Here is a 25,418-nt window from a genome sequence, read left to right on the forward strand (position 1 = left end):
CGCCCGAGGGGCCGGGCTCTAGCGCAGCCCCGTGGGCCGGTTCAGCGCTGCCTGGATGAGGCGGTCCACCAGCTCCGCGTACCCGACGCCGCTCTTCTCCCACATCTGCGGGTACATGGAGATCGGCGTGAAGCCCGGCATGGTGTTGATCTCGTTGATGACGAACCGGCCGTCCTCGGTGAGGAAGAAGTCCGCGCGGACCAGGCCCTCGCAGGACGCCGCCTCGAAGGCCTCGACCGCGAGCCGCTGCACCTCGGCGGTCTCCTCGGGCGTGAGCGGTGCGGGCACCAGGCCGGGCGTCGAGTCGATGTACTTCGCCTCGAAGTCGTAGTAGTCGTGCGCCTGCACCGGCGGGATCTCGGCGGGCACGCTGGCGCGCGGCCCGTCCTCGAACTCCAGGACGCCGCACTCGATCTCGCGGCCGCGGAGCAGCGCCTCCACGATGATCTTCGGGTCGTGGCGCTGCGCCTCCGCGATGGCCTCGTCGAGGCCGTCGAAGGAGTCGACCTTGGTGATGCCGATCGAGGAGCCCGCGCGCGCGGGCTTGATGAACAGCGGCCAGCCGTGCTCGCCCGCGAAGTCCGCGACGCGCTGGCGGGCCTTCTTCTCCTCGCGCTGCCACTCGCGGGGCCGGATCACCAGGTAGGGGCCGACGGGCAGCCCGAAGGAGGTGAAGACCCGCTTCATGTACTCCTTGTCCTGGCCGACGGCCGAGGCGAGCACGCCCGCGCCCACGTACGGCACACCGGACAGCTCAAGGAGCCCCTGGAGGGTGCCGTCCTCGCCGTAGGGACCGTGCAGCATCGGGAAGACCACGTCGACCTCGCCGAGGGCCTTGGGCACCGCGCCGGGCTCGCTGTAGACGACCTCGCGGTTGCCCGGGTCGACGGGCAGGACGACGCCGCCGTCGGCGGAATCGGCGAGCTCGGCGACGTTCGGGACCTTGCGGTCGGCGATGGCCATCCGGTCGGGGTCGTCCGCGGTCAGCGCCCAGCGTCCGTCCGTCGTGATGCCGATCGGCAGCACGTCGTACTTGGTCCGGTCGATGGCGCGCAGCACGGCACCGGCGGTGACGACGGAGATGCCGTGCTCCGAGCTGCGGCCGCCGAACACGACGGCGACACGCGGCTTGCGGGGGCTCTGGGGGAGGTTCTCGCTGCTCATATCGCGTTGAGCGTACCCGCTGGCCCCAGCGGAGTCAGTGTGCCGCCCGTGACCTGCGGTCAGCGACGTTCCGGCTTGGCACTGCGCGACATCAGCTCCTTGAGGGCGACGAGCGGCGGCGTGCCCTCGTGCACGATGCCGACGACCGTCTCGGTGATCGGCATGTCGACGCCGTGCCTGCGGGCCAGATCGAGCACGGACTCGCAGGACTTGACGCCCTCCGCGGTCTGCTTGGTGACCGCGATGGTCTCCTGCAGGGTCATGCCCTTGCCGAGGTTGGTGCCGAAGGTGTGGTTGCGCGAGAGCGGCGAGGAGCAGGTGGCCACCAGGTCGCCGAGGCCCGCGAGCCCCGAGAACGTGAGCGGGTCGGCGCCCATGGCGAGGCCGAGCCGGGTGGTCTCGGCGAGCCCGCGCGTGATCAGCGAGCCCTTGGTGTTGTCGCCGAGGCCCATGCCGTCCGCGATGCCGACGGCGAGCCCGATGACGTTCTTGACGGCGCCGCCCAGCTCGCAGCCGACGACGTCGGTGTTCGTGTACGGCCGGAAGTACGGCGTGTGACAGGCGCCCTGGAGGCGCTGGGCGACCGATTCGTCGGTGCAGGCGACGACGGACGCGGCGGGCTGACGGGCGGCGATCTCCCGGGCCAGGTTGGGCCCGGTGACGACGGCGATCCGCTCGGCGGGGGCCTTGGTGACGTCCTCGACGACCTCGCTCATGCGCATGGCGGAGCCCAGCTCGACGCCCTTCATCAGCGAGACGAGCACCGTGTCGGGGGCGAGCAGCGGGGTCCAGGCGGCGAGGTTGCCGCGCAGCGTCTGCGAGGGCACGGCGAGCACGGTGAAGTCGGCGCCGTCCGCGGCGGCGGCCGGGTCGGTGGTGGCGGTCAGGTTCCGGGGCAGCCCGACGCCCGGCAGGTAGTCGGGGTTGGTGTGGGTGGAGTTGACCGCGTCGGCGAGTTCGGCGCGGCGGGCCCACAGGGTGACGTCGCAGCCGGCGTCGGCCAGGACCATCCCGAAGGCCGTCCCCCACGAGCCGGTTCCGAAGACGGCGGCCTTCAGGGATCGGGTCACTTGCTCTCCTCCGAACTGCCTTGCTCTGTACGGCTGCTGGCGGCGGAGTTCCCGTCGACGGAGGTCTCCTTGGCCTTGCGGCGCTGCGCGAGACGAACCTCACGCGGGTCGTAACGCTTCTGCGGGGCCTGCTCGCCGCGCAGCTCCTCGAGGAGCTCGGTGATGGCCGCCATGATGGCCTCGGTGGCCTCCTTCAGGAGGTCCGGGGTCATCTCCTTGTCGTAGAAGCGCGCCAGGTCGACCGGCTCGCCGGCGAGCACGTGGTGGGTCTTGCGGGGCAGCACGTCGGGCTTCTTCGCGTACGGCGGCAGGACGTGGTTGGCGCCCCACTGGGCCACCGGAATGACCGGGCACTTGGTCTGCAGGGCCACGCGCGCGACGCCGGTCTTGGCCGTCATGGGCCACAGGTCGGGGTCGCGGGTGAGGGTGCCCTCGGGGTAGAACGCCACGCATTCGCCGCGCTCGACGGCCTCGATGGCGGCCCGGAAGGCGCTCAGCGCGTTGGTGGTCTCGCGGTAGACCGGGATCTGCCCGGTGCCCCGCATGAACGCCCCGACGAAGCCCTTCTTGAAGAGCCCGTGCTTGGCGAGGAAACGCGGGACCCGCCCGGTGTTGTACTGAAAGTGGGCGTACGCGAACGGGTCGAGATGGGAATTGTGGTTCACGGCGGCGATAAAACCGCCGTCGGCCGGAATGTTCTCCATTCCCCGCCAGTCCCGCTTGATCAGAACCAACAGCGGCGGTTTAGCGATGACCGCCGCCAAGCGGTACCAGAAGCCGATTCTGCGGCGGGACACTCGGACACCTTCCTCCATGAGCCTGGTCGGCCGCACAAGTGTCGCCCCCGGCTGCCGTCCTGTCGAGAACACGGTACGCCCACCTGTCCGCCCTGCCCCCGTCACGCCCCGCCTGGCCCGTTTCCGCCGGGCACCCGGACCCCCGCACCGGCGGCCGCCCCCGCACCCCACCTCCCGTCCGCCTCCTTCTCCCAGGTCACAATGGGCGCACGCGAAGGACGGAGCCGGGCGTGCAGTGGACCGTGGTGATACCGCTCAAGCCCCTGGAGCGGGCCAAGAGCCGTCTCGCGCCCGCCGCCGGCGACGGTCTGCGGCCCGCGCTCGCCCTGGCGTTCGCGCAGGACACGGTGGCCGCGGCGGTGGCCTGCCCGTCGGTGCGGGATGTGGTGGTCGTCACGGACGACGTCCGCGCGGGCCGCGAACTGGGCGCGCTCGGCGCCCACGTCGTCCCCGACGCTCCGGGGGACGGCCTCAACGCCGCGCTGGCGCACGCGGCCCGCCAGGTGCGCTCCGGGCGGCCAGGGGCCCCGGTGGCGGCTCTGAACGCCGATCTGCCCGCGCTGCGCTCCCGTGAATTGGCCCGCGTCCTCGACGCCGCCACCCCATTCGCCCGCGCTTTCCTCCCGGACGCCGCGGGAATCGGCACGACGCTGCTCACCGCGGGTCCGGGCACGGAATTGGATCCCCGATTCGGCGGCGCGTCCCGGGCGCGCCACCGCGACTCGGGCGCGGTGGAACTCGGCGGCGGGCACGCCGGAGCCGCCGACGGCGTCGGGGACGCGGGTTCGGTGCGCCAGGACGTGGACACCGGCGACGACCTGCGGGCCGCGCTCGCCCTCGGCGTGGGCCCGCACACGGCGGCGGCCGCCGCGGGGCTGCTGATCCCGGACTGAGTACGCTTCCCCCATGCAGGCCACCGCGTACACGTACGACTCCGAGACCCGCACCGGCAGCGTGCTCCTCGACGACGGCACCCCGGTGCCCTTCGACGCCCCGGCGTTCGACGCGGGCGGCCTGCGGCTGCTCAGGCCCGGCCAGCGCGTGCGCATCGAGGTGACCGGGGAGGGCGAGGGGCGCCGGATCACGCTGGTGACGCTGCAGACGTTCTGAGCCCTCCCCCGAAGAAAGACGTTCCGCATCCCGCCGAAGGCGTTCTGGGCCCCCGAAGATGTTCCCCGTCTCCTTCGAAGACGTTCCCCCTCTCCCCCGAAGACGCTCCTGAGCCCCCTCCCCGAGGAAAAGCCCCCCGGGCACGCCGCGGGCCGGGCTCCCCTTGGGGAGCCCGGCCCGGCGCGTGAGTGCCCTCTGCCCTTTACTTCTTGCGGGCGGTGGCCTTCTTGGCGGTGGTCTTGCGCGCCGTCGACTTCTTGGCCGGCGCCTTCTTGGCCGTGGCCTTCTTGGCGGGCGCCTTCTTGGCGGCGGCCTTCTTGGCGGTGGTCTTCTTCGCCGTGGCGGCCTTGGCCGTCTTCTTGGCCGTGGTCTTCTTGGCCGTGGCCGTCTTCGCCGCCTTCTTGGCGGTGGTGGCCTTCTTGGCCGTGGTCGCCTTCTTGGCGGTGGTGGCCTTCTTGGCGGCGGTGGTCTTCTTCGCCGTCGTCTTCTTGGCCGTGGCCTTCTTGGCGGTGGTCGCCTTCTTGGCCGCCGCCTTCTTGACGGTGGTCCGCGAGGAAGAAGTGCCACCCGAGAGGCTGCCCTTGGGCGCCTTCTTGACCGCCACGTCGTTCTTCGGGAGCTTCTTCGAGCCGCTCACCAGGTCCTTGAAGCCCTGGCCCGCACGGAAGCGGGGCACCGAGGTCTTCTTGACCCGAACACGCTCCCCGGTCTGCGGGTTGCGGGCGTACCGGGCCGGGCGGTCGACCTTCTCGAACGAGCCGAAGCCGGTGACCGAAACTCGGTCTCCACTGACGACGGCACGGACGATGGCGTCCAGAACCGCGTCCACGGCGTCGGCGGCCTGCTGACGGCCACCGACCTTGTCGGCAATCGCTTCTACGAGCTGCGCCTTGTTCACGTCTTCCCCTTCGGAGACATTGCCTGAGCGAATGTGCCAGGCTTTTTCGCACGTTAGGCAGATATATACCGCAAATCAAACACGAAACGGGCTAATCACCCTTGTGCCGCAACGACCTGGACTCTCGAGGAGTTCCTCGAAGGCCCGTTGAGGCCCGTTGGGACCCAGCAGGCCCGTTGGGGCCCGCCACTCAGCCGTCTTCAGGGATTCGGCCCTCGTCGCCTTCGTCGAGGTACGCCATCAACCGCTCCAGACGCCTTGCAGCATCGGCGAGATCGTGTTTGGCCGCGGCCGTAATGACCAGCAGCTTCCGGGTCAGCGCCATCCGTACGCCCTCCGGGACTTGCAGTGCGCGCACTCGGGAGTGCGCTTCCTTCAACTGGTCCGCCACGAGTCCGTAGAGCTCGAGTTGGTCGTCGCGTCCCATGCACCGATTGTGCCATCTGGGGCGAGTTGTCGCCTCCGCAGGGGGTAACTACCCTCCTCCGGCGCCCATCTGAGGATAACCGCATCCTCGGGGTGCAAGTGGATTTCCGGCCTCTTCTTCCCTTCAGATCAAGGCAGTTGAGACCACCCGTTCAGGTCATCGGGGCACATACGGGGGCCGGACGCAGATGTACCCCCAACCGTCCACGATTGGGGGTACATCGGGTGCCGGAGCACTCCCGGGCGACTCGCGAAGGTCCGCTGGGCCGCTCGGGGGAAGCGCGTCAGACGGCCTGCACGGTGCGCGGCTTGTGCGCGGGACGCCGGGACTCGTAGGCCGCGATGTCCTGCTCGTTCTGGAGGGTGATGCTGATGTCGTCCAGGCCGTTCAGGAGCCGCCAGCGGGCGTTCTCGTCCAGCTCGAAGGAGGCGCTGACACCCGGGGCGCGGACCTGGCGTTCGTGCAGGTCGACGGTGATCTCGACGGTCGGGTCCGCCTCCGTCAGGGCCCAGAGCTCGTCCACGGTCGACTGCTCGAGGACCACCGTGAGCAGGCCGTTCTTGAGCGAGTTCCCACGGAAGATGTCGGCGAAGCGGGCCGAGATGACGGCCTTGAAGCCGTAGTTCTGCAGCGCCCAGACGGCGTGCTCGCGGGAGGATCCGGTGCCGAAGTCGGGCCCGGCGACCAGGACCGTGGCGCCCTGCCGCTCCGGCTTGTTGAGCACGAACTCGGCGTCCTTGCGCCAGGCCTCGAAGAGTCCGTCCTCGAACCCGTCCCGGGTGACCTTCTTGAGCCAGTGGGCGGGGATGATCTGGTCGGTGTCGACGTTGCTGCGGCGCAGCGGCACGGCCCGGCCGGTGTGGGTGGTGAAGGCTTCCATGGCTGATCAGACTCCGGCGGTCGTGGGGGCGTCGGCGAGGTCGGCGGGCGATGCCAGGTGGCCGGTGACCGCGGTGGCGGCGGCGACCTGCGGCGACACCAGATGGGTGCGTCCGCCCTTGCCCTGACGGCCCTCGAAGTTGCGGTTGGACGTGGACGCGGAGCGCTCGCCGGGGGCGAGTTGGTCGGGGTTCATGCCCAGGCACATCGAGCAGCCCGCGTGCCGCCATTCGGCGCCCGCCGCGGTGAACACCTTGTCCAGGCCCTCCTCGACGGCCTGCAGGGCGACCCGCACCGAGCCGGGCACCACCAGCATCCGTACGCCGTCGGCGACTTTGCGCCCGTCGAGGACGGCGGCGGCTGATCGGAGGTCTTCGATACGGCCGTTGGTGCAGGAGCCTACGAAGACGGTGTCCACCTTGATGTCCCGCAGCCGCTGTCCGGCGCTCAACCCCATGTACTCCAGGGCCTTTTCGGCGGCGAGCCGCTCCGAAGCGTCTTCGTACGAAGCCGGGTCGGGGACGTGTCCCGACAGGGGCAGGCCCTGGCCCGGGTTGGTGCCCCAGGTGACGAACGGGGAGAGCTCGGCGGCGTCGATGTAGACCTCGGCGTCGAAGACGGCGTCGTCGTCGGTGCGCAGCGTCTTCCAGTACGCGACGGCCTCGTCCCAGTCGGCGCCCTGCGGGGCGTGGGCGCGGTCCTTGATGTACGCGAAGGTCGTCTCGTCGGGGGCGATCATGCCCGCGCGGGCGCCGGCCTCGATGGACATGTTGCAGATGGTCATGCGGGCCTCCATCGAGAGCTTCTCGATGGCCGGGCCGCGGTACTCCAGGATGTAGCCCTGGCCGCCGCCGGTGCCGATCCGGGCGATGATGGCGAGGATCAGGTCCTTGGCGGTGACGCCGTCGGGCAGTTCGCCGTCGACGGTGATGGCCATGGTCTTGGGGCGGGCCAGCGGCAGCGTCTGGGTCGCGAGGACGTGCTCCACCTGGGAGGTGCCGATGCCGAAGGCCAGCGCGCCGAAGGCGCCGTGCGTGGAGGTGTGGGAGTCGCCGCAGACCACCGTGGTGCCGGGCTGGGTCAGTCCCAGCTGCGGTCCCACCACGTGGACGACGCCCTGCTCGACGTCGCCGAGCGGGTGCAGCCGGACGCCGAACTCGGCGCAGTTCTTGCGCAGCGTCTCCAGCTGGGCGCGGGAGACGGGGTCGGCGATGGGCTTGTCGATGTCGAGGGTCGGGGTGTTGTGGTCCTCGGTGGCGATGGTCAGATCGAGGCGCCGCACCTGGCGTCCTGCCTGCCGGAGGCCGTCGAACGCCTGCGGGCTCGTCACCTCGTGCAGCAGGTGCAGATCGATGAAGAGGAGGTCGGGCTCGCCTTCGGCGCGCCGGACGACGTGGTCGTCCCAGACCTTCTCCGCGAGAGTCCTACCCATCGCTTTCCCTCCGACCGGCGTCGTGCGCCGGCCCAACTAGAGAATCGGTTCGCCGGCGTCGTACCCCTCGTGACTGCGTGCCGGACGCCGGCCGCGAATCCGTTGGTCTGCGGACCGCTCCTACAGAGTGGCGGGTTCCCGGAATTTTTGAACTTGCGTTTCACAGAGTGAGACGCGAGTATCGTTGCATGGACAACTCTAGCGGCGTAGGCGTTCTCGACAAGGCAGCCCTTGTCCTGAGCGCCCTGGAGTCCGGTCCCGCCACCCTTGCCGGGTTGGTCGCGGCCACCGGGCTCGCACGACCCACGGCCCATCGCCTGGCCGTGGCTCTGGAACACCACCGGATGGTGGCGCGAGACATGCAGGGCCGATTCATTCTCGGCCCGCGCCTGGCCGAGCTGGCCGCGGCGGCCGGCGAGGACCGCCTGCTCGCGACGGCCGGTCCGGTGCTCACGCATCTGCGGGACGTGACGGGCGAGAGCGCGCAGCTGTATCGCCGCCAGGGCGACATGCGGATCTGCGTGGCCGCGGCGGAGCGTCTCTCGGGCCTTCGGGACACGGTCCCGGTGGGTTCGACGCTCACGATGAAGGCGGGTTCGTCGGCGCAGATCCTGATGGCCTGGGAGGAGCCGGAGCGGCTGCACCGGGGCCTGCAGGGCGCGCGGTTCACGGCGACGGCCCTGTCGGGCGTGCGCCGCCGCGGCTGGGCGCAGTCGATCGGCGAGCGGGAGCCGGGGGTGGCGTCGGTGTCGGCTCCGGTGCGCGGTCCGTCGAACCGGGTGGTGGCGGCCGTGTCGGTCTCCGGGCCGATCGAGCGGCTGACGCGGCACCCGGGCCGGATGCACGCCCAGGCCGTCATCGACGCGGCGGGCCGCCTCTCCGAGGCGCTGCGCCGCACCAGCTGACACGGTCACCCCTCATCTCCGGCCCGCGGCTCCAACGCCGCAGCGGCGGGCGGGAGTTGGGGGGGTGCAGTACGTCCGCAACGGGTGTCGTACGCCCGTACACGAAGAAGCCCTTCCCGACCGGGAAGGGCTTCCTCTTCGCGTACCCCCGACCGGATTCGAACCGGCGCTACCGCCTTGAGAGGGCGGCGTGCTAGGCCGCTACACAACGGGGGCTTGCTGGTGTTGCTGTTACTGCGCTGGGCTACCAGGACTCGAACCTAGAACAAAGGAACCAGAAACCTTCGTGTTGCCAATTACACCATAGCCCATGGGTGGTCTAGACCAGACCACAGTACCCCCGACCGGATTCGAACCGGCGCTACCGCCTTGAGAGGGCGGCGTGCTAGGCCGCTACACAACGGGGGCCCTAGCGATCCTGCATTGAAGTCAGTGGGTGCGACCCGAACTGTCCTCACGGGAAGGATCTGTACCCCCGACCGGATTCGAACCGGCGCTACTGCCTTGAGAGGGCAGCGTGCTAGGCCGCTACACAACGGGGGCTTCGCGGATCAGGATCCGCAAGTGCAGATGAGCTCTGCGAGCTGGCCTACCAGGACTCGAACCTAGACTAACTGAACCAGAATCAGTCGTGCTGCCAATTACACCATAGGCCATCAAAGCGCAACCCCCTGTGGGGGCTTTGTTTGACTTGCGCTTCCCGGTCCGGACCTTTCGGCCCCTCTCGGGCGGCGCAGGAAGAACATTACCCGAAGGTGGACGGCGCTCCAAAACGGGTATCGGCCAGCAACAGCGCGGGCAGCTCGGCGAGGCCGCCGATGCGGTGGACGCCCGACGGGCCTTCCCGGGCCGAGCCGTTGCGGTCGACCCAGATGCCGAGCAGGCCCGCGTCGCGGGCGCCGCGGGCGTCGATCTCCGGCTGGTCGCCGACGTAGGCGATCTCCGCGGGCGCGAGGTCGAGGGCCTCGCACACGGCGTGGAACGCCTCCGCCGCGGGCTTGGAGACGCCCAGGTCGGCGGCGCAGAGCAGGGCCTCGAAGCGGTCGCGCACGCCGAGGGCGCGCAGCTTGTGGTCCTGCACGACGTGCGCGGAGTTGGACAGGACCGCGTGCCGGTAGCGGCCCGCGAGGGCGTCCAGGGCCGGCAGGGTGTCCGGGAAGAGGGCCCAGGCGGCTTCGTAGTGCACGCGGTAGCGGGCGAACCAGGCGTCGGCCTCGGTGTCGTCGAGCGCGGCCCCCACGAAGTCGCGCACCCGGTCACGGCGCTGCGTCTCGAAGTCCACCTCACCGGCGCCGAAGCGGCCCCAGTGGCGCTCGGTGGTCTCCTTCCACAGCGCGAGGGCCTCCTCGGCGGTGCCGTACCCGGCCAGGAGGTCCTCGGCGACGAGGTGGGCGCGCATGCCCTCGGTGTCGGCGTGCGCGTAGTCGAAGATCGTGTCGTCGATGTCCCAGACCACGGCTTTGATCCGCTCGGCTCTGATCGGCATGCTTCGAACGTACGTGAAGGGCCCGGGAGCCGTGGTGGCTTCCGGGCCCTTCGTACGTGACGTACCGGCGCGGTTACGCGGTGAGCTTGGCCAGGGCCGCGTCGACGCGGGCCAGTGCCTTCTCCTTGCCCAGGATCTCCAGGGACTCGAAGAGCGGCAGGCCGACCGTGCGGCCGGTGACCGCGACGCGTACCGGGGCCTGCGCCTTGCCGAGCTTCAGGCCGTGGGCCTCGCCCGCGGCCAGGACGGCCTCCTTGAGGGACTCCGCCGAGGTCCAGTCGGCCGCGTCCAGCTTCTCGCGGGCGGTGCGGAGCAGGGCGTCGCTGCCCTCCTTCATCGCCTTCGTCCAGGACGCCTCGTCGAAGACCGGCTCCGGCAGGAACAGGAAGTCGACGTTGTCCGTGATCTCGGAGAGGACCTTCAGACGGGTCTGGGCGTGCGGGGCGATCGCGTCCCACTTCTCCTGGTCGAAGGCGTCCGGCGCCCAGGGGGCGTGCGGGGCCTTGAGCCAGGGGGCGCAGGCCTCGGCGAAGGCCTTCACGTCCAGCATCCGGATGTGGTCGGCGTTGATCGCCTCGGCCTTCTTCAGGTCGAAGCGGGCCGGGTTGGCGTTCACGTCCGCGAGGTCGAACTTCGCGACCATCTCGGGGATCGAGAAGACGTCCTGGTCGGCGGAGAAGGACCAGCCCAGGAGGGACAGGTAGTTCAGCAGGCCCTCGGGCAGGAAGCCGCGCTCGCGGTAGAGGTTGAGCGAGGCCTGGGGGTCGCGCTTGGAGAGCTTCTTGTTGCCCTCGCCCATCACGTACGGGAGGTGGCCGAACTCGGGGATCGTCCGTGCGATGCCCAGCTCGATCAGCGCCTTGTAGAGCGCGATCTGGCGCGGGGTCGAGGAGAGCAGGTCCTCGCCGCGGAGCACGTGGGTGATCTCCATGAGGGCGTCGTCGACCGGGTTGACCAGCGTGTACAGCGGGGCGCCGTTGGCACGCACGATGCCGTAGTCGGTGACGTTCTCGGCCTGGACGGTGATCTCGCCGCGCACCAGGTCGGTGAAGGTGGTGGCCTCGTCGGGCATCCGGAAGCGCACGATGTGGCTGCGGCCCTCGGCCTCGTACGCCTGCTTCTGCTCGGCGGTCAGGTCGCGGCAGTGGCCGTCGTAGCCGGACGGCTTGCCGGCGGCGCGAGCGGCCTCGCGGCGGGCGTCCAGCTCCTCGGTGGTGCAGTAGCAGGGGTAGGCGTGGCCGGCGTCGAGGAGCTTGGCCGCGACGTCCCGGTAGATGTCCATGCGCTGCGACTGCCGGTACGGCGCGTGCGGGCCGCCGACCTCGGGGCCCTCGTCCCAGTCGAAGCCCAGCCAGCGCATGGAGTCCAGGAGCTGCTCGTAGGACTCCTCGGAGTCACGGGCCGCGTCGGTGTCCTCGATGCGGAAGACCAGGGTGCCCTCGTTGTGCCGGGCGTAGGCCCAGTTGAACAGGGCGGTGCGGACCAGGCCCACGTGGGGGTTGCCGGTCGGGGAGGGACAGAAACGTACGCGTACCGCGTTAGCCACGCTTGATCACCTTGTTGGTGAGAGTGCCGATGCCTTCGATGGTGACGGCGACCTCGTCGCCGACGTTGAGGGGGCCGACCCCTGCCGGGGTGCCCGTGAGGACGACGTCGCCGGGGAGCAGCGTCATGGCCTCGGTGATGTGGACGATGAGGTCCTCGATGGGACGGATCATGTCCGCGGTGCGACCCAGCTGGCGCTGCTCGCCGTTGACCGTGCACTGCACGGTCAGGTCGGCGGCGCGGGCCAGGTCGATGTCGGTCTCCACCCAGGGGCCGAGCGGGCAGGAGGTGTCGAAGCCCTTGGCGCGCGACCACTGGTTCTCGCGCCGCTGCACGTCCCGCGCGGTGACGTCGTTGGCGCAGGTGTAGCCGAGGATGACGTCGGCGACGCGCTCGCGCGGCACCTCACGGCACATCCGGCCGATGACCACGGCCAGCTCGGCCTCGTGGTGCACTTCCTGGGAGAACGAGGGGTACTCGACGGGGTCGCCGGGGCCGCACACGGAGGTGGACGGCTTGAAGAAGGCGACCGGGGCGTCGGGGATCTCGTTGCCGAGTTCCTTGGCGTGGTCCGCGTAGTTGCGGCCGATGCCCACGATCTTGTTGGGAAGGACCGGTGGGAGCAGGCGGACCTTGTTCAGCGGGACCTTTGTGCCGGAGAGCTCGAAGTCGGCGAACGGGATGCCCTTGATGATGTCGAGGACGAGCCCCTCGGTGCTTCCGGGGGGAGCTTCGCCCTCGACCGCGCCGAAGGCGACATTGCCGTCGATGGAGAACCTGGCGATGCGCAACGGAGCCCCTTGCGTCTGGGTGGAGTGTGACGCGTCGAGTCTATGGGGCCTCGCGGCCGTCCTCTTTGTTACTGCGGCACGTCCATGAGGGTGGTGCGGCGCGGGTTGGCCGTCTGGGCCGGCAGTTCCGTGGTGTGTTCCGGCTGCTCCGGCGCGGCCTGCACCTCGTCGGCATCCTTGAGGTGCGCGAGGGTGGTGCGGCGCGGGTTGGCTATGTTGCGGAACATCAGCGTGGACTTCATCTGCCGTTTCGACCCTGTCGGTTGGGGCGTCGCTCACTGGACGCCGGTTGTCGGTTTCGCCATCCCTGTAAAGCGTCAGGCTAAACATGCAATTCCCGACCAAAGTCCAGAAGAGGCCATGATCTTCATGTGAGTTTGCTCACTTAGTAGTGGGCAAAAGGGTCAATTCCGGCTGACGGTTCGACCATTGAAAACGGACATTGCCCGCCTGAAGCGCCCATTCCGCTCCTGATCATGAAGACTGGGACACCCGGCGCGCCCGAGGTTCTCGTACGGGAAAGTCCGTTATGGGCGACTTCACTTTCTACGTCTCGTAACGCGCCAATCACGTGGTGTCACGGAGTTCCTGGTCTGACCCACGGGCCTTGTTGGAGATCCTGCACTGTGCTGGAATTCCCGGGACCGCCGCGGGATCGAACCGGCGCACAGGGGCGCAACGCAGCGCCGAGTGGCGGCGGGAAGGGGGAGAGCAGCGCCGGTCTCACGACCACCAAGGGGCGCCCCGCGCCCCGAGACGCCGACACCGTCCCGCCGTCCACGCGGCAGGACGCCTGGTCCAGAGGTTGCGACGCTAGTGCAGGGACGTTTCAAGAGGGATGGCAAGGGGTCTCCCCAGGCCGGTCGCGGCCGAGGGGATGCCTCGGCGGAGCCGGAGCGCGGCGGGAGTGACCGCGGCTCCTCGGCCCAGCACGCCCAGAACCCGGGACAGGTGCAGTCCGGTGACGGCGGTGCGGGCGCTTCCGGCCCGGCCGCGGGCACAGCGCTGTCCAAGGGGTCCAAGACGCCTCCGGGTCCCGGCCCGCGAATAGCCCTGCGCAACTGGCGCATCTCCACACGTCTGGTGTCGCTGCTCGCGCTCCCCGTCATCGCCGCGACCTCTCTTGGCGCGCTGCGCATCAACTCGTCCCTCGACGAGATCGAGCAGCTCGACAACATGAAGCTGCTCACGGACATGACCAAGCAGGCCACCGACCTGGCCGCGGCGCTCCAGGAGGAGCGCGACCAGTCGGCGGGCCCCCTCGCGCACGGCGCGAACGACTCGGACTTCGCCGTCAAGGGCACCCGGGTGAAGACTGACCGCGCCTACCGCACCTTCCTGCGCGGCACCCAGCAGCTGGAGGACGGCGACAACGACAAGGGTCTGCTCGGCGTCCGCCAGAGCACCATCCAGATCACCCGGCAGCTGCAGAAGATCAACGAAGTGCGCCGCAACGCGTACGCCGACGACAAGTCCTTCTCGCAGACGGTCGACGCCTACAGCCAGCTCATCGAGCAGCTCCTCAAGCTCTCCCAGGACATGGCGCAGGCGACCAGCAACCCGGACATGATCCAGCGCACCCGCGCGCTGTCCGCGTTCTCCTCCGCCAAGGAGTACGCCTCCGTGCAGCGCGCGATCATCGCGGCCGCGCTGCCCGCGAACAACCGCGAGTTCGGCAAGCTCTCCGAGACCGACCGCCGCTACGCCTTCTCCGCCCTGGACAAGGAGGGCTCGGAGCTCCAGTCCTTCAACCGGATCTACACCGGTGACCGCGAGAAGCTCCTCAAGCCCATCAGCGAGGGCAACCCCTCCATCCAGGCCGCCAACTCCTACGCCAAGCGCGTCCTTGAGCAGGAGGGCGGCATCAAGCTCCGCGGCAAGCGCTCCTACAAGGACTGGGTGGACGCCGACTCCACCAAGATCTCGGAGATGGCCAAGATCGAGCTGACGCTGCTCGACGAGATGGAGCAGAAGGCCCGTTCGCTCAGGAACGAGTCCGAGCAGCAGGCGATCCTCAACGGTGCGCTCATCCTGCTCGTGCTCGGCGTCTCGCTCGTCGGCGCCTTCGTCGTGGCCCGGTCCATGATCCGCTCGCTGCGGCGACTCCAGGACACGGCCACCAAGGTCGCCCAGGACCGCCTGCCCGAGCTGGTCAAGCAGCTCTCCGAGTCCGACCCGCAGGACGTCGACACGTCCGTGGAGTCGGTCGGTGTGCACTCCCGGGACGAGATCGGCCAGGTGGCCGCGGCCTTCGACGACGTGCACCGCGAGGCCGTCCGCCTCGCCGCCGAGCAGGCCCTTCTGCGGGGCAACGTCAACGCGATGTTCACCAACCTCTCGCGCCGCTCCCAGGGCCTCATCCAGCGCCAGCTCTCGCTCATCTCCGAGCTGGAGTCCCGCGAGGCCGACCCGGACCAGCTGTCCTCGCTGTTCAAGCTCGACCACCTCGCGACCCGCATGCGCCGTAACGGTGAGAACCTCCTCGTTCTCGCCGGTGAAGAGCCCGGCCGCCGCTGGACCCGCCCCGTGCCCCTCGTCGACGTGCTGCGTGCCGCCGCGTCCGAGGTGGAGCAGTACGAGCGCATCGAGCTGTCCGCCGTGCCCTCGACCGAGGTCGCGGGACGCGTCGTCAACGACCTCGTGCACCTGCTCGCCGAGCTCCTCGAGAACGCGACGTCGTTCTCCTCGCCGCAGACCAAGGTCAAGGTGACCGGTCACGCGCTGCCCGACGGCCGCGTGCTCATCGAGATCCACGACACCGGCATCGGCCTCTCCCCCGAGGACCTCGCCGCGATCAACGAGCGGCTCGCGTCGCCGCCCACCGTGGACGTCTCCGTCTCCCGCCGCATGGGTCTGTTCGTGGTCGGCCGCCTCTCGCAGCGCCACGGCATCCGCATCCAGCTGCGCCCCTCCGACTCCGGCGGTACGACCGCCCTCGTCATGCTGCCCGTCGATGTCGCCCAGGGCGGCAAGAAGGTCCCGAGCAAGGCGGGCGCGCCCGCCCCGACCGGCGGCCCGGCCGCGGCCCAGGCCTCGGCGGGTGCCGCCGCGGCCCGGCGTGGCGGTGGCGTGGCGGCCGGTCTCAGCGGTGCCGCACGTGCCCGTGGCGGCCAGGTCGGCCCCGGTGCCGGTGCGCAGCGCGGCCAGGTGGCCTCCGGTCCGGGACCGCGTGCGGCGCTGCCCGCGCGCGGCGGCACCAACCAGGGTGGTCCTTCCACCGGGTCGCCGGTGGCGCCCGGCGGTCTCGCGGGGGCCGGTGCGTCCGGGCCCGGCGCGAGCGGTCCCGCGGGGCTCGCAGGGCCCTCGGCGCCGAACGGCCCCCTGGGCGGTCAGCGTCCGCAGGCGCCGCAGCTGCCGCAGAGCCCCCAGCCCCCGCAGGGCGGCCGGACGGGCTTCTCCCAGGGCAGTCGCCCCGGCGCGGCCCAGCCTCCGGTGCCCCAGCAGCGCACGAACGACGCGGGCCCGGGTGCCGGTGGCGAGCAGGGCCGTCGGCCGCAGCTGCCGCCGCGGCCGGGCGCGGATCAGCGCGGCAACGCCCCCCGTGCCGAGCTGCCCGGCGGCAACCCCCAGCCCCGTACGCCCAGTTGGAGCGACGAGAACGCGCAGCCGCAGGTCTCCCGCGAGCCGTTCGACGCTCCCCGCGGCCACGAGGAGCCCGAGTCCACCGGTCAGTTCGCGGTCCCCGCGGGCCTCGACGACCGCCAGGGCCCCGGCTCCACCGCGCAGTTCGACCGCCCCGACTTCGACGGCCCGCCCCCGGGCATGTCCGGCCAGAACGGCACCGCCCAGGCCCCGGGCGGGCAGGGCACCGGCGAGTTCATGCGCTCCGACGTCTTCGGCGGCCCCGCCCAGGGCTCCCCGCAGGGCGGCCAGGGCGGCCAAGCCCCGCACAGCACCGGTGAGTTCTCCGTGCCGCGTCCGCCCGCGCCGCGCCGCGGCCAGGGTCCGGGCGAGGGCCGGCGCGGCGACCGCCAGGGCGCCCCGCGGCAGCCCCAGGGCCAGCAGCCGTCCGCCCCGCAGCGCCCGCAGGCCCAGCTGCCGCAGGCCCCGCAGCCACAGGCGCCGCAGCAGTCCGAGCCGGAGGCCCTGCCGCCCGCGTCCGGACCGCTGGACGGGCGAACCCCGCTGTACGACACGCTGGAGACCAACTGGTTCTCCCAGCAGGCCCAGGAGCAGGCCGAGCAGGAGCGCCAGGCGCAGGAAGAGCGGCAGGCGCAGGCTCAGCAGGCGCAGGCACAGCAGCAGGCCGAGCAGAACCGGCAGTCCGAGCAGCGCCACCCGGGGCTGCCGCAGCGCCCGCAGCCGCGCCGATTCCAGCAGCCGCAGGCCCCGCAGCACGGCAACGGCTCCGAGCCCGGTCCCCGTCCGGAGCCGGTCCGCCGTCCCGACGCGGGCGGCGCCCAGCAGCCGCTGCCGCGGCGTGAGCAGCAGCTGCCGCAGCGCCCGGCGCCCGACCAGGGCCGCGCGGGTGGCCTCGGCACTCCCCCGCTGCCCCAGCGTCCCGGCGGCTCCCCGGCTCCGGCCGCGAGCAACGGCAACACGAACAGCACCACCGGCACCACCAGCAACACCGCTTGGCGTACATCGCCGAACGACGAGCTCGGCCGCCAGGCCGAGCGCGTCCGGCAGCCCTCCGCGGGCGGCGTCACCACGTCCGGGCTGCCGCGCCGGGTGCCACGGGCGAACCTCGTGGCGGGTACCGCGCAGCAGGCTCAGGAGAGCGCGGGTCCGCAGGTCTCCCGCGCGCCCGACGACGTGCGCGGCCGGCTGACCAATCTCCGCCGGGGCATCCAGCAGGGTCGTCAGGCCGGTTCCGGCCAGACCGGCAGTTTCCCCACTCACCAGCAGGAGCGTTAGTTGAGTCCGATGAGCCAGGCGGCACAGAACCTGAACTGGTTGATCACCAACTTCGTGGACAACACCCCCGGGGTGTCCCACACGGTCGTGGTCTCCGCCGACGGCCTGCTTCTCGCGATGTCCGAGGGCTTTCCGCGCGACCGCGCCGACCAGCTCGCGGCCGTCGCCTCCGGCCTGACCTCCCTCACCGCCGGGGCCTCCCGGATCTTCGAGGGCGGCGCGGTCACGCAGACCGTGGTGGAGATGGAGCGCGGCTTCCTGTTCATCATGTCCGTCTCGGACGGTTCGTCGCTCGCCGTCCTCGCGCACCCCGAGTGCGACATCGGCCTCGTCGGCTACGAGATGGCTCTCCTCGTCGACCGCGCGGGCACCGTCCTCACCCCGGACCTGCGCGCCGAGCTCCAGGGCAGCCTGCTCCACTAGGCCTCCCCCACGGCCCGCCCCGCCCCCCTCGCCCGGCCGCCCCCACCGCCCGAGCGAGCCGACCGACCGTACCGACTCACCGTCCGGCCGCCAGTCATGCCCCCACCCGGCTCTGTCAGACGGAACGCAGACAACTGCTGTCCCGCCCGGAGGATCCATGAACCCGCCCACCGCCTCTCACGACCCGTACGGCGCCGCCCATGCCGGGTACGGAGATGAGGGCGACCAGCCGCTGGTGCGTCCGTACGCGATGACCGGCGGCCGGACCCGGCCCCGCTACCAGCTCGCGATAGAGGCGCTGGTGAGCACCACGGCCGACCCGGCCCAGCTGATGGGGCTGCTTCCCGAGCACCAGCGGATCTGCCACCTGTGCCGTGAGGTCAAGTCGGTGGCCGAGGTCTCCGCGCTGCTCTCGATGCCGCTCGGTGTGGCCCGCATCCTCGTCGCCGACCTGGCCGAGGCCGGGCTCGTCGCCATCCACCAGCCCGGCGGCGACGAGAACGCCGGCGGCCAGCCCGACGTGACACTGCTCGAAAGGGTGCTCAGTGGACTTCGCAAGCTCTAACGGGGGCGGCTACGCGGGCTCCGACGAAGGGTCCGGCCGGTCCACCACGTCCGCCAAGATCGTGGTGGCGGGCGGCTTCGGCGTGGGCAAGACCACGTTCGTCGGCGCGGTCTCGGAGATCAACCCGCTGCGCACCGAGGCCGTGATGACGTCCGCGTCCGCGGGCATCGACGACCTCACGCACACCGGTGACAAGACCACCACGACGGTGGCGATGGATTTCGGCCGCATCACGCTCGACCAGGATCTGATCCTGTACCTGTTCGGCACGCCCGGACAGGACCGGTTCTGGTTCATGTGGGACGACCTGGTGCGGGGTGCGATCGGCGCCGTCGTGCTCGTCGACACCCGGCGTCTGGCCGACTGTTTCCCGGCCGTGGACTACTTCGAGAACTCCGGGCTGCCCTTCGTCATCGCCCTCAACGGCTTCGACGGCCACCAGCCGTACACCCCCGACGAAGTGCGCGAAGCACTGCAGATCGGACCGGGCACACCCATCATCACCACCGACGCCCGGCACCGTGCGGACGCAAAGAGTGGCCTGATCACACTGGTTGAGCACGCACTTATGGCACGTCTCAAGTAGGCGGGGGCATACGGAAGTTGTCGTAGAGCGCACGGAACGATCTGTGTCCTTTGACACGGACGGCTGCCGTGTTCATAACGTTTCGACAGAGAATTGCGCCGCCCCCGCCACACATCGCGGTCGGCTCGTCTCGCTGTGCTCACAAGAGCCCCGCCTTTTGGCGGGGCTCGCTCTTTATGACCGATTTATCTGAGGCTTACACCACTCGGAGCTGTTCATTCCCACTGTTTGGAAGAGCACAGCCTGACGTGCTGGAATGCGCTGAACTGCCCAGTAGCACGGGCCTTTGGAGACGACAGCGGCACCAGCGCGGGAGCCGCCGCCGAGAGGTTGTTGGTCGAGTGAGGCGAAGCAAGACGAGCCCCGCATCCCCGGACCGGGACACGCGGGGCAACTTCACCCCGCCGCCGCGCGCCGCGGCACCCGCCGCGGACGTGCCCGGCGACGAGCCGCAGGCCGCCTCCGGCGGTCGGATGTCGCCCAGGAACTGGCGCGTGCCGACCCGCCTGAACGCGATCCTCCTCATACCCGTGCTGGTCGGGCTCGTCATGGGCGGCTTCCAGGTGAAGGGCGCCATCGACACCTGGGACGAGGCCCGCGACGCCGAGGCCACCGCCCGCCTGGTGCGCGCCTCCCTCGACTACGGCAACCGCCTCATCGAGGAGCGCGACGTCTCCGCCGCGCCGCTGCTCAAGGGCAAGAAGAACAGCCCGGCCGTGGCCAAGGCCCGCAAGGCCACCGACGCCGCCGCCGTCGCGTTCAACGACGCCACGAAGGACATGCCGGACAAGGAGGGCCTCAAGCGCCGTCTGGACGGCTTCCGCAAGGTGGAGCCGAAGCTGGCGGGCCTGCGCAAGGCCGCGTACACCAGCAAGCTCCCCGGCGTCCAGACCGAAGAGGCCTACGTCGGCATCCAGCACCCGCTGATGGAGTTCGCCAACGAACTGGGCCTCGGCACCGGAAACATCACCTCCTACGGCCGCACCGTCTACGCGGTGTCGCTGGCCAAGGCGGCGCTCTCGCTGCAGCGCTCCATCGGCACCCACATACTCACCAAGCCGGGTCCGACGCAGGCCGACCTGTCCCGGCAGAAGATCGCCTTCTCCTCGTACGCGTACCTGGAGGGCATCGCCATCCAGGAGTACACCGGCGGCGGCACGCCCCAGGACGTGCGCAAGCTCGACGAGGCGAAGAAGAAGCTCACCGCCGCGGGCGAGAAGCAGTCGGAGGAGGCCGCGGCGGCCGCCCGCGCCCAGGGCAAGAAGTACGTGCCGATGCCGAGCGGCGAGAAGTCCGTCGCGCTCATCGCGGGCCTGCCCTCCACCCAGCCGAGCGCCCTGGTCGCGCTCGCGGGCAAGGGCGTCACCGCCCCCGCGCTGTGGAACGCCACCAGCCTGAAGTTCGACGCCTACCGCGCCATCGAGGCGGACCTCGCGGACAAGGCCGTGAGCGAGGCCTCCGACATCGCCGACAACGCCAAGACCGACGCCTTCATCACCGGCGCCGTCGTCGTGGTCGCGCTGCTCGCCGCCTTCGTCCTGGCCGGTCTCATGGCCCGCCAGATGAGCCGCTCGATGCGCAGCCTGCGCACCGCCGCCTTCGGCATCGCCGAGCAGCGCCTGCCGATGCTCGTCGACCAGCTCTCGCGCACCGACCCGGGCCGCGTCGACACCCGCGTGCAGCCCATCCCGATCACCTCCACCGACGAGATCGGCGAGGTCGCCCGCGCCTTCGACCAGGTGCACCGCGAGGCCGTCCGGCTCGCCTCCGAGCAGGCCCTGCTGCGCGGCAATATCAACGCGATCTTCACGAACCTGTCGCGCCGCAACCAGTCGCTGATCGAGGGCCAGCTGACCCTCATCACCGACCTGGAGAACAACGAGGCCGACCCGGACCAGCTGGAGTCCCTCTTCCGCCTGGACCACCTCGCGACCCGCATGCGCCGCAACGGCGAGAACCTCCTGGTCCTCTCCGGCGAGGAGCCCGGCCGCCGCTGGGACCAGCCGGTGCCGCTGGTCGACGTGCTGCGCGCCGCCTCCTCCGAGGTGGAGCAGTACGAGCGCATCGAGCTGTCGGGCGTCCCGGAGGCCGAGATCCACGGCCTGGCCGTGACCGACCTCGTGCACCTGCTCGCCGAGCTCCTGGAGAACGCCACGGCGTTCTCCTCGCCGCAGACCAAGGTCAGGGTCACCGCGACCCGGCTCCCCGACGGCCGCGTGATGATCGAGATCCACGACAAGGGCATCGGCCTGACCGCCGAGGACTTCGCGGACATCAACCACCGCCTGGCCAACCCGCCGACCGTGGACGCCGCGATCTCCCAGCGCATGGGCCTGTTCGTGGTCGGCCGCCTGTCCGACCGGCACGGCATCCGGGTCCAGCTGCGCCCGTCGGGCGAGCAGGCGGGCACCACCTCGCTCGTCATGCTGCCGGACAACATCACCCACGGTGGCGGTGGCGAACTGCAGGGGCAGGACTCCGAGTTCACGGTCTCCTCGATCATCCCGGAGCAGCAGGTCCCCGAGGTCGAGCCGCTGCGCACGGCCGCGGAGCTGGGCTTCGACGACAGCCGCTACCACGCCGACGCGGCCGACGCGGGGAGCCAACTCGACCCCGTGGGCCGCTCGTTGATGCGTGAGGAGCGCCGCGCCGCCCTGGAGGCACAGGCGCACTCGGGCCAGCCCCAGCAGCAGGCCGGCGCCGAGCGCCCGCTGTTCCGCGACGAGGTCCAGGGTGGCCAGGAGACGTACGAGCAGTCGTCCGGCTACGACTACCCGCAGCAGCAGGGCGGGTACGAGAACGGGACGGACGGGGCGGTGCCGCACCCGGCGTACGACGACCAGCACGTCGCGTACGACCCCGCGGGGGCCGCGTACGACGGTCAGCAGACGCCCGGATACGACCAGGACCAGACCGGCTACGACACGCGGCAGAGCTACGACCAGGGCGCGCAGGCGTACGACGAGTCGTACTACACGACCCAGGACGGATATCAGGACGCCGCCTATACGGAGTCGGGCCAGGTCGGTCACGACGCTCGTACGGGCGGTCTCCAGGAGCCCTTCGCCACCTATCCGGAGCGTTCCCACCAGGACGACTGGCCGTTGCGGGACAGCTACCAGGGCGAGTACCAGGACGAGTACGCTCCCGAAGCGGAACCCGCACCGGCGGCTGACGCGGGCGAGCATGAGCGCGTAGGCTTCGACCGTCCGGGACCTGCCGCGTCGGCGCCGCCGGCCCCGTCCGCCGCCCACGAGCTGACCGACGCGGGCCTTCCGCGTCGCGGCAGCGCGGCGGCGAACGGCAACGGCGCCGCCCCCGTCGCGCAGCGCCCAGAGAGCCCGAGCGGCGAGAGCCACGACGGCGACCTGCGGGGCGACGCCCAGCAGGACGAGCAGCAGAGCTCCGCCGTGCGTTCGTCCAACGACGACCGCTGGCAGCGCGCCGAGCAGCTGCGGGAGCCCAAGGCGGGCGGGGTCACCTCGTCCGGCCTCCCGCGGCGGGTGCCCAAGGCCAACCTGGTCGAGGGCACCGCGGAGCAGACCCCGCAGGGCGGCCCCCAGGTCTCCCGCGACCCCGAGGAAGTGCGGGGCAGGCTGAGCAACCTGCGCCGCGGCGTCCAGCGGGGCCGCAGCGCGGGAAGTGACACGAATGGCCAGGGCTTCAGCCCTGATAGCACCTACAACCAGGAGCGTTAGTGTGAGCCCGATGAGCCAGGCGGCGCAGAACCTGAACTGGTTGATCACCAACTTCGTGGACAACACCCCCGGGGTGTCCCACACCGTGGTGGTCTCCGCCGACGGACTCCTTCTGGCGATGTCCGAAGGTTTCCCGCGCGACCGAGCCGATCAGCTCGCGGCGGTCGCGTCGGGCCTGACCTCCCTCACCGCCGGGGCCTCCCGGATCTTCGAGGGCGGCTCTGTGACCCAGACCGTTGTGGAGATGGAGCGAGGATTTCTCTTCATCATGTCCATCTCCGACGGATCGTCCCTCGCCGTACTCGCCCACCCAGAAGCGGACATCGGTCTCATTGGGTACGAGATGGCACTTCTCGTCGACCGCGCGGGCACCGTCCTCACTCCGGACCTGCGCGCGGAGCTTCAGGGGAGCCTGCTCAACTAACAGACAGACGGTGCGTATTCGCGTCCCGGGGTCGTAAGGTTTCGGGACGCGGCTCCACAGTGATGGTGCCGAGCACAGTTTCGGAGGAGGAGTACGTGGCTGCAACACCCCCAGACGGTTCGTCTTCGGCCAACTGGCCTTCCGGCCGCGGCCAGGGCCAGGGTGACGGTTCGCAGAACCGGTACAACTTCCCCTCCGCGCCCAGTCACCGCCGCCAGGCGCCGTACCGGCAGCCGGGCCCCCAGGCGCCCGGCCCCAGCCCGTACGACCAGCCGTACGCACCCCGGATCCAGCCGGTGCAGCCGCAGCGCCGCTCCTCGGAGCCGGCGCCCGCACCGGCCGCGTCCAACCCCCTGGTGCGCCCGTACGCCATGACGGGCGGCCGCACCAGGCCGCGCTACCAGCTCGCCATCGAGGCGCTGGTGCACACCACCGCACAACCGCATCAGCTGCAGGGGCAGTTGCCGGAACACCAGCGCATCTGCAACCTGTGCCGCGAGATCAAATCGGTGGCCGAGATCTCGGCCCTGCTCTCCATCCCCCTCGGCGTTGCCCGGATCCTCGTCGCCGACCTGGCGGAGGCCGGTCTTGTCGCCATCCATCAGCCCGGCGGCGACGAGACCGCCGGCGGTCAGCCAGACGTGACACTGCTCGAAAGGGTGCTCAGTGGACTTCGCAAGCTCTAGCGGCGGAGCAACAGCCCGCTCCACCACCAGCGCGAAAATCGTGGTGGCGGGCGGCTTCGGCGTGGGCAAGACCACGTTCGTCGGGGCGGTCTCTGAGATCAACCCGCTGCGCACCGAGGCCGTCATGACGTCCGCGTCCGCGGGCATCGACGACCTCACCCACACCGGGGACAAGACGACGACCACCGTCGCCATGGACTTCGGTCGCATCACCCTGGACCAGGACCTGATCCTGTACCTGTTCGGCACGCCCGGACAGGACCGGTTCTGGTTCATGTGGGACGACCTGGTCCGTGGCGCCATCGGCGCGGTCGTCCTGGTCGACACGAGGCGGCTCGCCGACTGCTTCCCCGCCGTCGACTACTTCGAGAACTCCGGGCTGCCCTTCGTCATCGCCCTCAACGGCTTCGACGGCCACCAGCCGTACACCCCCGACGAGGTCCGCGAGGCCCTGCAGATCGGCCCGGACACCCCGATCATCACCACCGACGCCCGCCACCGCGCGGACGCGAAGAGCGCGTTGATCACCCTGGTCGAGCACGCGCTGATGGCCCGCCTGCGGTAGCACCGCCGCCCCCTCGCCGGACGGGGCCCGGTCCGGAACCCACCGGAACGGGCCCCGTCGGCGTGTGCGTTCGCCCACCATTCCGTGCATGAGTCCACAGGCGGCGGCGTTACGGCGGGGCGGCACGGTGGCGACACGGGCGGTGGGGCTCTGGCTCGCCCCCGAGGAGCGCGAGCAGCAGGCCCGGTCGTCCATGAGCGAACTGATCCGGGTGGGGGTGCCGGGGCTGCGGGCGCACCTGGATCTGTGGCGCGAGACCGTCGTCATGGCGGCGGGCCACGCCAACCGCACCCAGCAGGAGGAAATCCTTGGCGGTGTCCTGGAGCGGGCCGAGCGCGAGCCCCGGCGTTCGAGGGCGCTGCGGCTCGTCGCGGCCTCCTGCCAGGAGACGATGCCGTCGGTCCCTGACGCGCTCGCGGCCCGCCTCGACGAGGCCGTGGCGCGCCTGGTGCCGCCGCGGCGGCAGTCGGACGTGGCGTCGTTGGCGGCGGGGGGGGGAGTGCCGCTCCTGTCACGTCTGCCGCCGTCCCGTCGCTGGACGGCCTGAGCGAGACAGCGGGCGGTTCTCGGCAGCGACCCGACTGGGCGAGGACCTGAGTCCGCTGACCGGCCTCCCTCTGTCGAGGCTCACCTTGTCCGGCAGCGGTCGCCCACGAGGCCTCGACTCGCTGCCACCGGGCCTCAAGGAGCTGAACCTCATCGGCTTCGACCTCACCGCGTGGCCGCCCTAGCTCGACTCCACGATCCCCCCCCCGGTGCAAGACGGCCTTCCCCGACTGCGCCCTGCCGCCCGCACCCGGACACGGCTGAGCCCCGCCCTCCGGGAAGGAGGAACGGGGCCCGCCGTACGTCGGTGTCGCTCAGCCCTGCCAGCTGTGCGGGGCGCGGAAGCCCGGGGTGCGCTCGAGGCGGCGCCAGCCGGCCTTGTCGCGGCCGCGGTGGGTGGGGGCGGCGGTGGGCTGCGCGGCGGCGCGGGCGAGCAGGATCGCGGTGAGGGCCGCGACCTCCTCGGGCTCGGCGTGGCCCTTCTCGACGCGGATGTCGGGAGTGCTCATTGCAGTGTGCTCCTTGTGGGAACTGCGGCGGACGGAAAAGGTCTGGGGCGCACCG

The 25,418-nt window shown here is 70.9% G+C and carries 24 protein-coding genes and 5 tRNA genes; 12 read left to right on the plus strand and 17 right to left on the minus strand.

The genetic code is table 11. The features are described from left to right. Nucleotides 1-18: 18 nt before the first annotated feature. The 3 genes from QUY26_RS10550 to QUY26_RS10560 are packed head-to-tail and all read right to left on the minus strand — an operon-like array spanning nucleotide 19 to nucleotide 3,031. On the minus strand, nucleotides 19-1,164 hold the full coding sequence (locus QUY26_RS10550) for a D-alanine--D-alanine ligase family protein (RefSeq protein ID WP_289945336.1): 1,146 nt from the start codon (nucleotides 1,162-1,164) through the stop codon (nucleotides 19-21). 59 nt (nucleotides 1,165-1,223) lie between these two features. After that, a complete protein-coding gene (locus QUY26_RS10555) occupies nucleotides 1,224-2,234 on the minus strand; it encodes an NAD(P)H-dependent glycerol-3-phosphate dehydrogenase (protein WP_289945338.1) in 1,011 nt (336 codons plus the stop codon). Beyond that, nucleotides 2,231-3,031, minus strand: a complete 801-nt coding sequence (locus QUY26_RS10560; protein ID WP_289945340.1) for a lysophospholipid acyltransferase family protein — start codon at nucleotides 3,029-3,031, stop codon at nucleotides 2,231-2,233. Before QUY26_RS10560 ends, QUY26_RS10555 begins: the two co-directional genes overlap by 4 nt. 230 nt (nucleotides 3,032-3,261) lie before the next feature. Between QUY26_RS10560 and cofC the strand changes: the two genes are divergently transcribed. Both cofC and QUY26_RS10570 read left to right on the plus strand, forming a co-directional pair. Then, complete coding sequence (cofC, locus tag QUY26_RS10565) at nucleotides 3,262-3,924, plus strand: 2-phospho-L-lactate guanylyltransferase (RefSeq protein WP_289945342.1); 663 nt, start codon at nucleotides 3,262-3,264, stop codon at nucleotides 3,922-3,924. A gap of 13 nt (nucleotides 3,925-3,937) precedes the next feature. Further along, nucleotides 3,938-4,141 (plus strand): hypothetical protein, encoded by a 204-nt coding sequence (locus tag QUY26_RS10570; RefSeq protein ID WP_289945343.1) that lies wholly within the window; start codon nucleotides 3,938-3,940, stop codon nucleotides 4,139-4,141. A 202-nt stretch (nucleotides 4,142-4,343) separates the two neighbouring features. Here the strand turns inward: QUY26_RS10570 and QUY26_RS10575 are convergent, their stop codons facing one another. From QUY26_RS10575 to leuC, 4 genes are all read right to left on the minus strand, one after another. Further along, nucleotides 4,344-5,039: an HU family DNA-binding protein gene (locus QUY26_RS10575; protein ID WP_289945345.1), complete on the minus strand. Its 696-nt coding sequence runs from the start codon at nucleotides 5,037-5,039 to the stop codon at nucleotides 4,344-4,346. A 190-nt stretch (nucleotides 5,040-5,229) separates the two neighbouring features. Next, on the minus strand, nucleotides 5,230-5,466 hold the full coding sequence (locus QUY26_RS10580) for a hypothetical protein (RefSeq protein WP_190119854.1): 237 nt from the start codon (nucleotides 5,464-5,466) through the stop codon (nucleotides 5,230-5,232). 283 nt (nucleotides 5,467-5,749) lie between these two features. Then, nucleotides 5,750-6,346, minus strand: a complete 597-nt coding sequence (gene leuD, locus QUY26_RS10585) for a 3-isopropylmalate dehydratase small subunit (protein WP_289945350.1) — start codon at nucleotides 6,344-6,346, stop codon at nucleotides 5,750-5,752. 6 nt (nucleotides 6,347-6,352) lie between these two features. Then, nucleotides 6,353-7,777 carry a 3-isopropylmalate dehydratase large subunit gene (leuC, locus tag QUY26_RS10590; RefSeq protein ID WP_289945351.1) on the minus strand — a complete coding sequence of 475 codons (1,425 nt, stop codon included), beginning with the start codon at nucleotides 7,775-7,777 and terminating at the stop codon, nucleotides 6,353-6,355. Between the two features lie 188 nt (nucleotides 7,778-7,965). Here leuC and ndgR point away from each other — a divergent pair, with 188 nt between their 5' ends. Then, nucleotides 7,966-8,682 (plus strand): IclR family transcriptional regulator NdgR, encoded by a 717-nt coding sequence (gene ndgR, locus QUY26_RS10595; RefSeq protein WP_030361934.1) that lies wholly within the window; start codon nucleotides 7,966-7,968, stop codon nucleotides 8,680-8,682. 143 nt (nucleotides 8,683-8,825) lie between these two features. Here ndgR and QUY26_RS10600 read toward each other — a convergent pair. The 9 genes from QUY26_RS10600 to QUY26_RS10640 form a co-directional block, all read right to left on the minus strand. Next, nucleotides 8,826-8,898, minus strand: a tRNA-Glu gene (locus tag QUY26_RS10600). Nucleotides 8,899-8,921: 23 nt separating this feature from the next. Beyond that, nucleotides 8,922-8,993: transfer RNA gene (locus tag QUY26_RS10605), tRNA-Gln, on the minus strand. A gap of 24 nt (nucleotides 8,994-9,017) precedes the next feature. Beyond that, a tRNA-Glu gene (locus tag QUY26_RS10610) sits at nucleotides 9,018-9,090 on the minus strand. A gap of 62 nt (nucleotides 9,091-9,152) precedes the next feature. Beyond that, nucleotides 9,153-9,225: transfer RNA gene (locus QUY26_RS10615), tRNA-Glu, on the minus strand. 41 nt (nucleotides 9,226-9,266) lie between these two features. After that, nucleotides 9,267-9,338: transfer RNA gene (locus QUY26_RS10620), tRNA-Gln, on the minus strand. Between the two features lie 89 nt (nucleotides 9,339-9,427). Continuing rightward, nucleotides 9,428-10,168: an HAD family hydrolase gene (locus QUY26_RS10625; protein ID WP_289945356.1), complete on the minus strand. Its 741-nt coding sequence runs from the start codon at nucleotides 10,166-10,168 to the stop codon at nucleotides 9,428-9,430. A 73-nt stretch (nucleotides 10,169-10,241) separates the two neighbouring features. Then, nucleotides 10,242-11,714: a glutamate--tRNA ligase gene (gene gltX, locus QUY26_RS10630; RefSeq protein WP_289945357.1), complete on the minus strand. Its 1,473-nt coding sequence runs from the start codon at nucleotides 11,712-11,714 to the stop codon at nucleotides 10,242-10,244. Continuing rightward, entirely contained in the window at nucleotides 11,707-12,504 is a 798-nt protein-coding gene (locus QUY26_RS10635) for a fumarylacetoacetate hydrolase family protein (protein WP_289945358.1), read from the minus strand. The genes gltX and QUY26_RS10635 overlap by 8 nt, the downstream gene beginning before the upstream one ends. Before the next feature lie 68 nt (nucleotides 12,505-12,572). Then, nucleotides 12,573-12,746 (minus strand): hypothetical protein, encoded by a 174-nt coding sequence (locus QUY26_RS10640; RefSeq protein ID WP_289945359.1) that lies wholly within the window; start codon nucleotides 12,744-12,746, stop codon nucleotides 12,573-12,575. 574 nt (nucleotides 12,747-13,320) lie between these two features. Here QUY26_RS10640 and QUY26_RS10645 point away from each other — a divergent pair. The 9 genes from QUY26_RS10645 to QUY26_RS10685 all read left to right on the plus strand — a co-directional run bounded on the left by QUY26_RS10645 (nucleotide 13,321) and on the right by QUY26_RS10685 (nucleotide 24,855). Next, nucleotides 13,321-17,361 (plus strand): sensor histidine kinase, encoded by a 4,041-nt coding sequence (locus tag QUY26_RS10645; RefSeq protein WP_289945361.1) that lies wholly within the window; start codon nucleotides 13,321-13,323, stop codon nucleotides 17,359-17,361. Nucleotides 17,362-17,370: 9 nt separating this feature from the next. After that, nucleotides 17,371-17,784, plus strand: coding sequence for a roadblock/LC7 domain-containing protein (locus QUY26_RS10650; RefSeq protein ID WP_030361929.1), 414 nt, complete (start codon nucleotides 17,371-17,373; stop codon nucleotides 17,782-17,784). A 157-nt stretch (nucleotides 17,785-17,941) separates the two neighbouring features. After that, the gene (locus QUY26_RS10655; RefSeq protein ID WP_289945364.1) at nucleotides 17,942-18,349 is read left to right on the plus strand and encodes a DUF742 domain-containing protein; all 408 of its coding nucleotides are present in this window, start codon (nucleotides 17,942-17,944) and stop codon (nucleotides 18,347-18,349) included. Further along, on the plus strand, nucleotides 18,330-18,935 hold the full coding sequence (locus tag QUY26_RS10660; protein WP_289945365.1) for a GTP-binding protein: 606 nt from the start codon (nucleotides 18,330-18,332) through the stop codon (nucleotides 18,933-18,935). Before QUY26_RS10655 ends, QUY26_RS10660 begins: the two co-directional genes overlap by 20 nt. A gap of 341 nt (nucleotides 18,936-19,276) precedes the next feature. Beyond that, nucleotides 19,277-22,633 (plus strand): sensor histidine kinase, encoded by a 3,357-nt coding sequence (locus tag QUY26_RS10665; RefSeq protein ID WP_289945367.1) that lies wholly within the window; start codon nucleotides 19,277-19,279, stop codon nucleotides 22,631-22,633. 10 nt (nucleotides 22,634-22,643) lie between these two features. After that, nucleotides 22,644-23,057: a roadblock/LC7 domain-containing protein gene (locus QUY26_RS10670; protein WP_030361925.1), complete on the plus strand. Its 414-nt coding sequence runs from the start codon at nucleotides 22,644-22,646 to the stop codon at nucleotides 23,055-23,057. Between the two features lie 62 nt (nucleotides 23,058-23,119). Further along, nucleotides 23,120-23,743 carry a DUF742 domain-containing protein gene (locus tag QUY26_RS10675; RefSeq protein ID WP_289945369.1) on the plus strand — a complete coding sequence of 208 codons (624 nt, stop codon included), beginning with the start codon at nucleotides 23,120-23,122 and terminating at the stop codon, nucleotides 23,741-23,743. Beyond that, a complete protein-coding gene (locus tag QUY26_RS10680; protein WP_030361923.1) occupies nucleotides 23,724-24,308 on the plus strand; it encodes a GTP-binding protein in 585 nt (194 codons plus the stop codon). The genes QUY26_RS10675 and QUY26_RS10680 overlap by 20 nt, the downstream gene beginning before the upstream one ends. 88 nt (nucleotides 24,309-24,396) lie before the next feature. Then, the gene (locus QUY26_RS10685) at nucleotides 24,397-24,855 is read left to right on the plus strand and encodes a hypothetical protein (RefSeq protein ID WP_354670679.1); all 459 of its coding nucleotides are present in this window, start codon (nucleotides 24,397-24,399) and stop codon (nucleotides 24,853-24,855) included. Nucleotides 24,856-25,168: 313 nt separating this feature from the next. Here the strand turns inward: QUY26_RS10685 and QUY26_RS10690 are convergent, their stop codons facing one another. Continuing rightward, nucleotides 25,169-25,363 carry an acyl-CoA carboxylase subunit epsilon gene (locus QUY26_RS10690; RefSeq protein ID WP_289945376.1) on the minus strand — a complete coding sequence of 65 codons (195 nt, stop codon included), beginning with the start codon at nucleotides 25,361-25,363 and terminating at the stop codon, nucleotides 25,169-25,171. Nucleotides 25,364-25,418 lie beyond the last annotated feature (55 nt).

The organism is Streptomyces flavofungini (genome assembly GCF_030388665.1).
Lineage (GTDB): Bacteria > Actinomycetota > Actinomycetes > Streptomycetales > Streptomycetaceae > Streptomyces > Streptomyces flavofungini_A.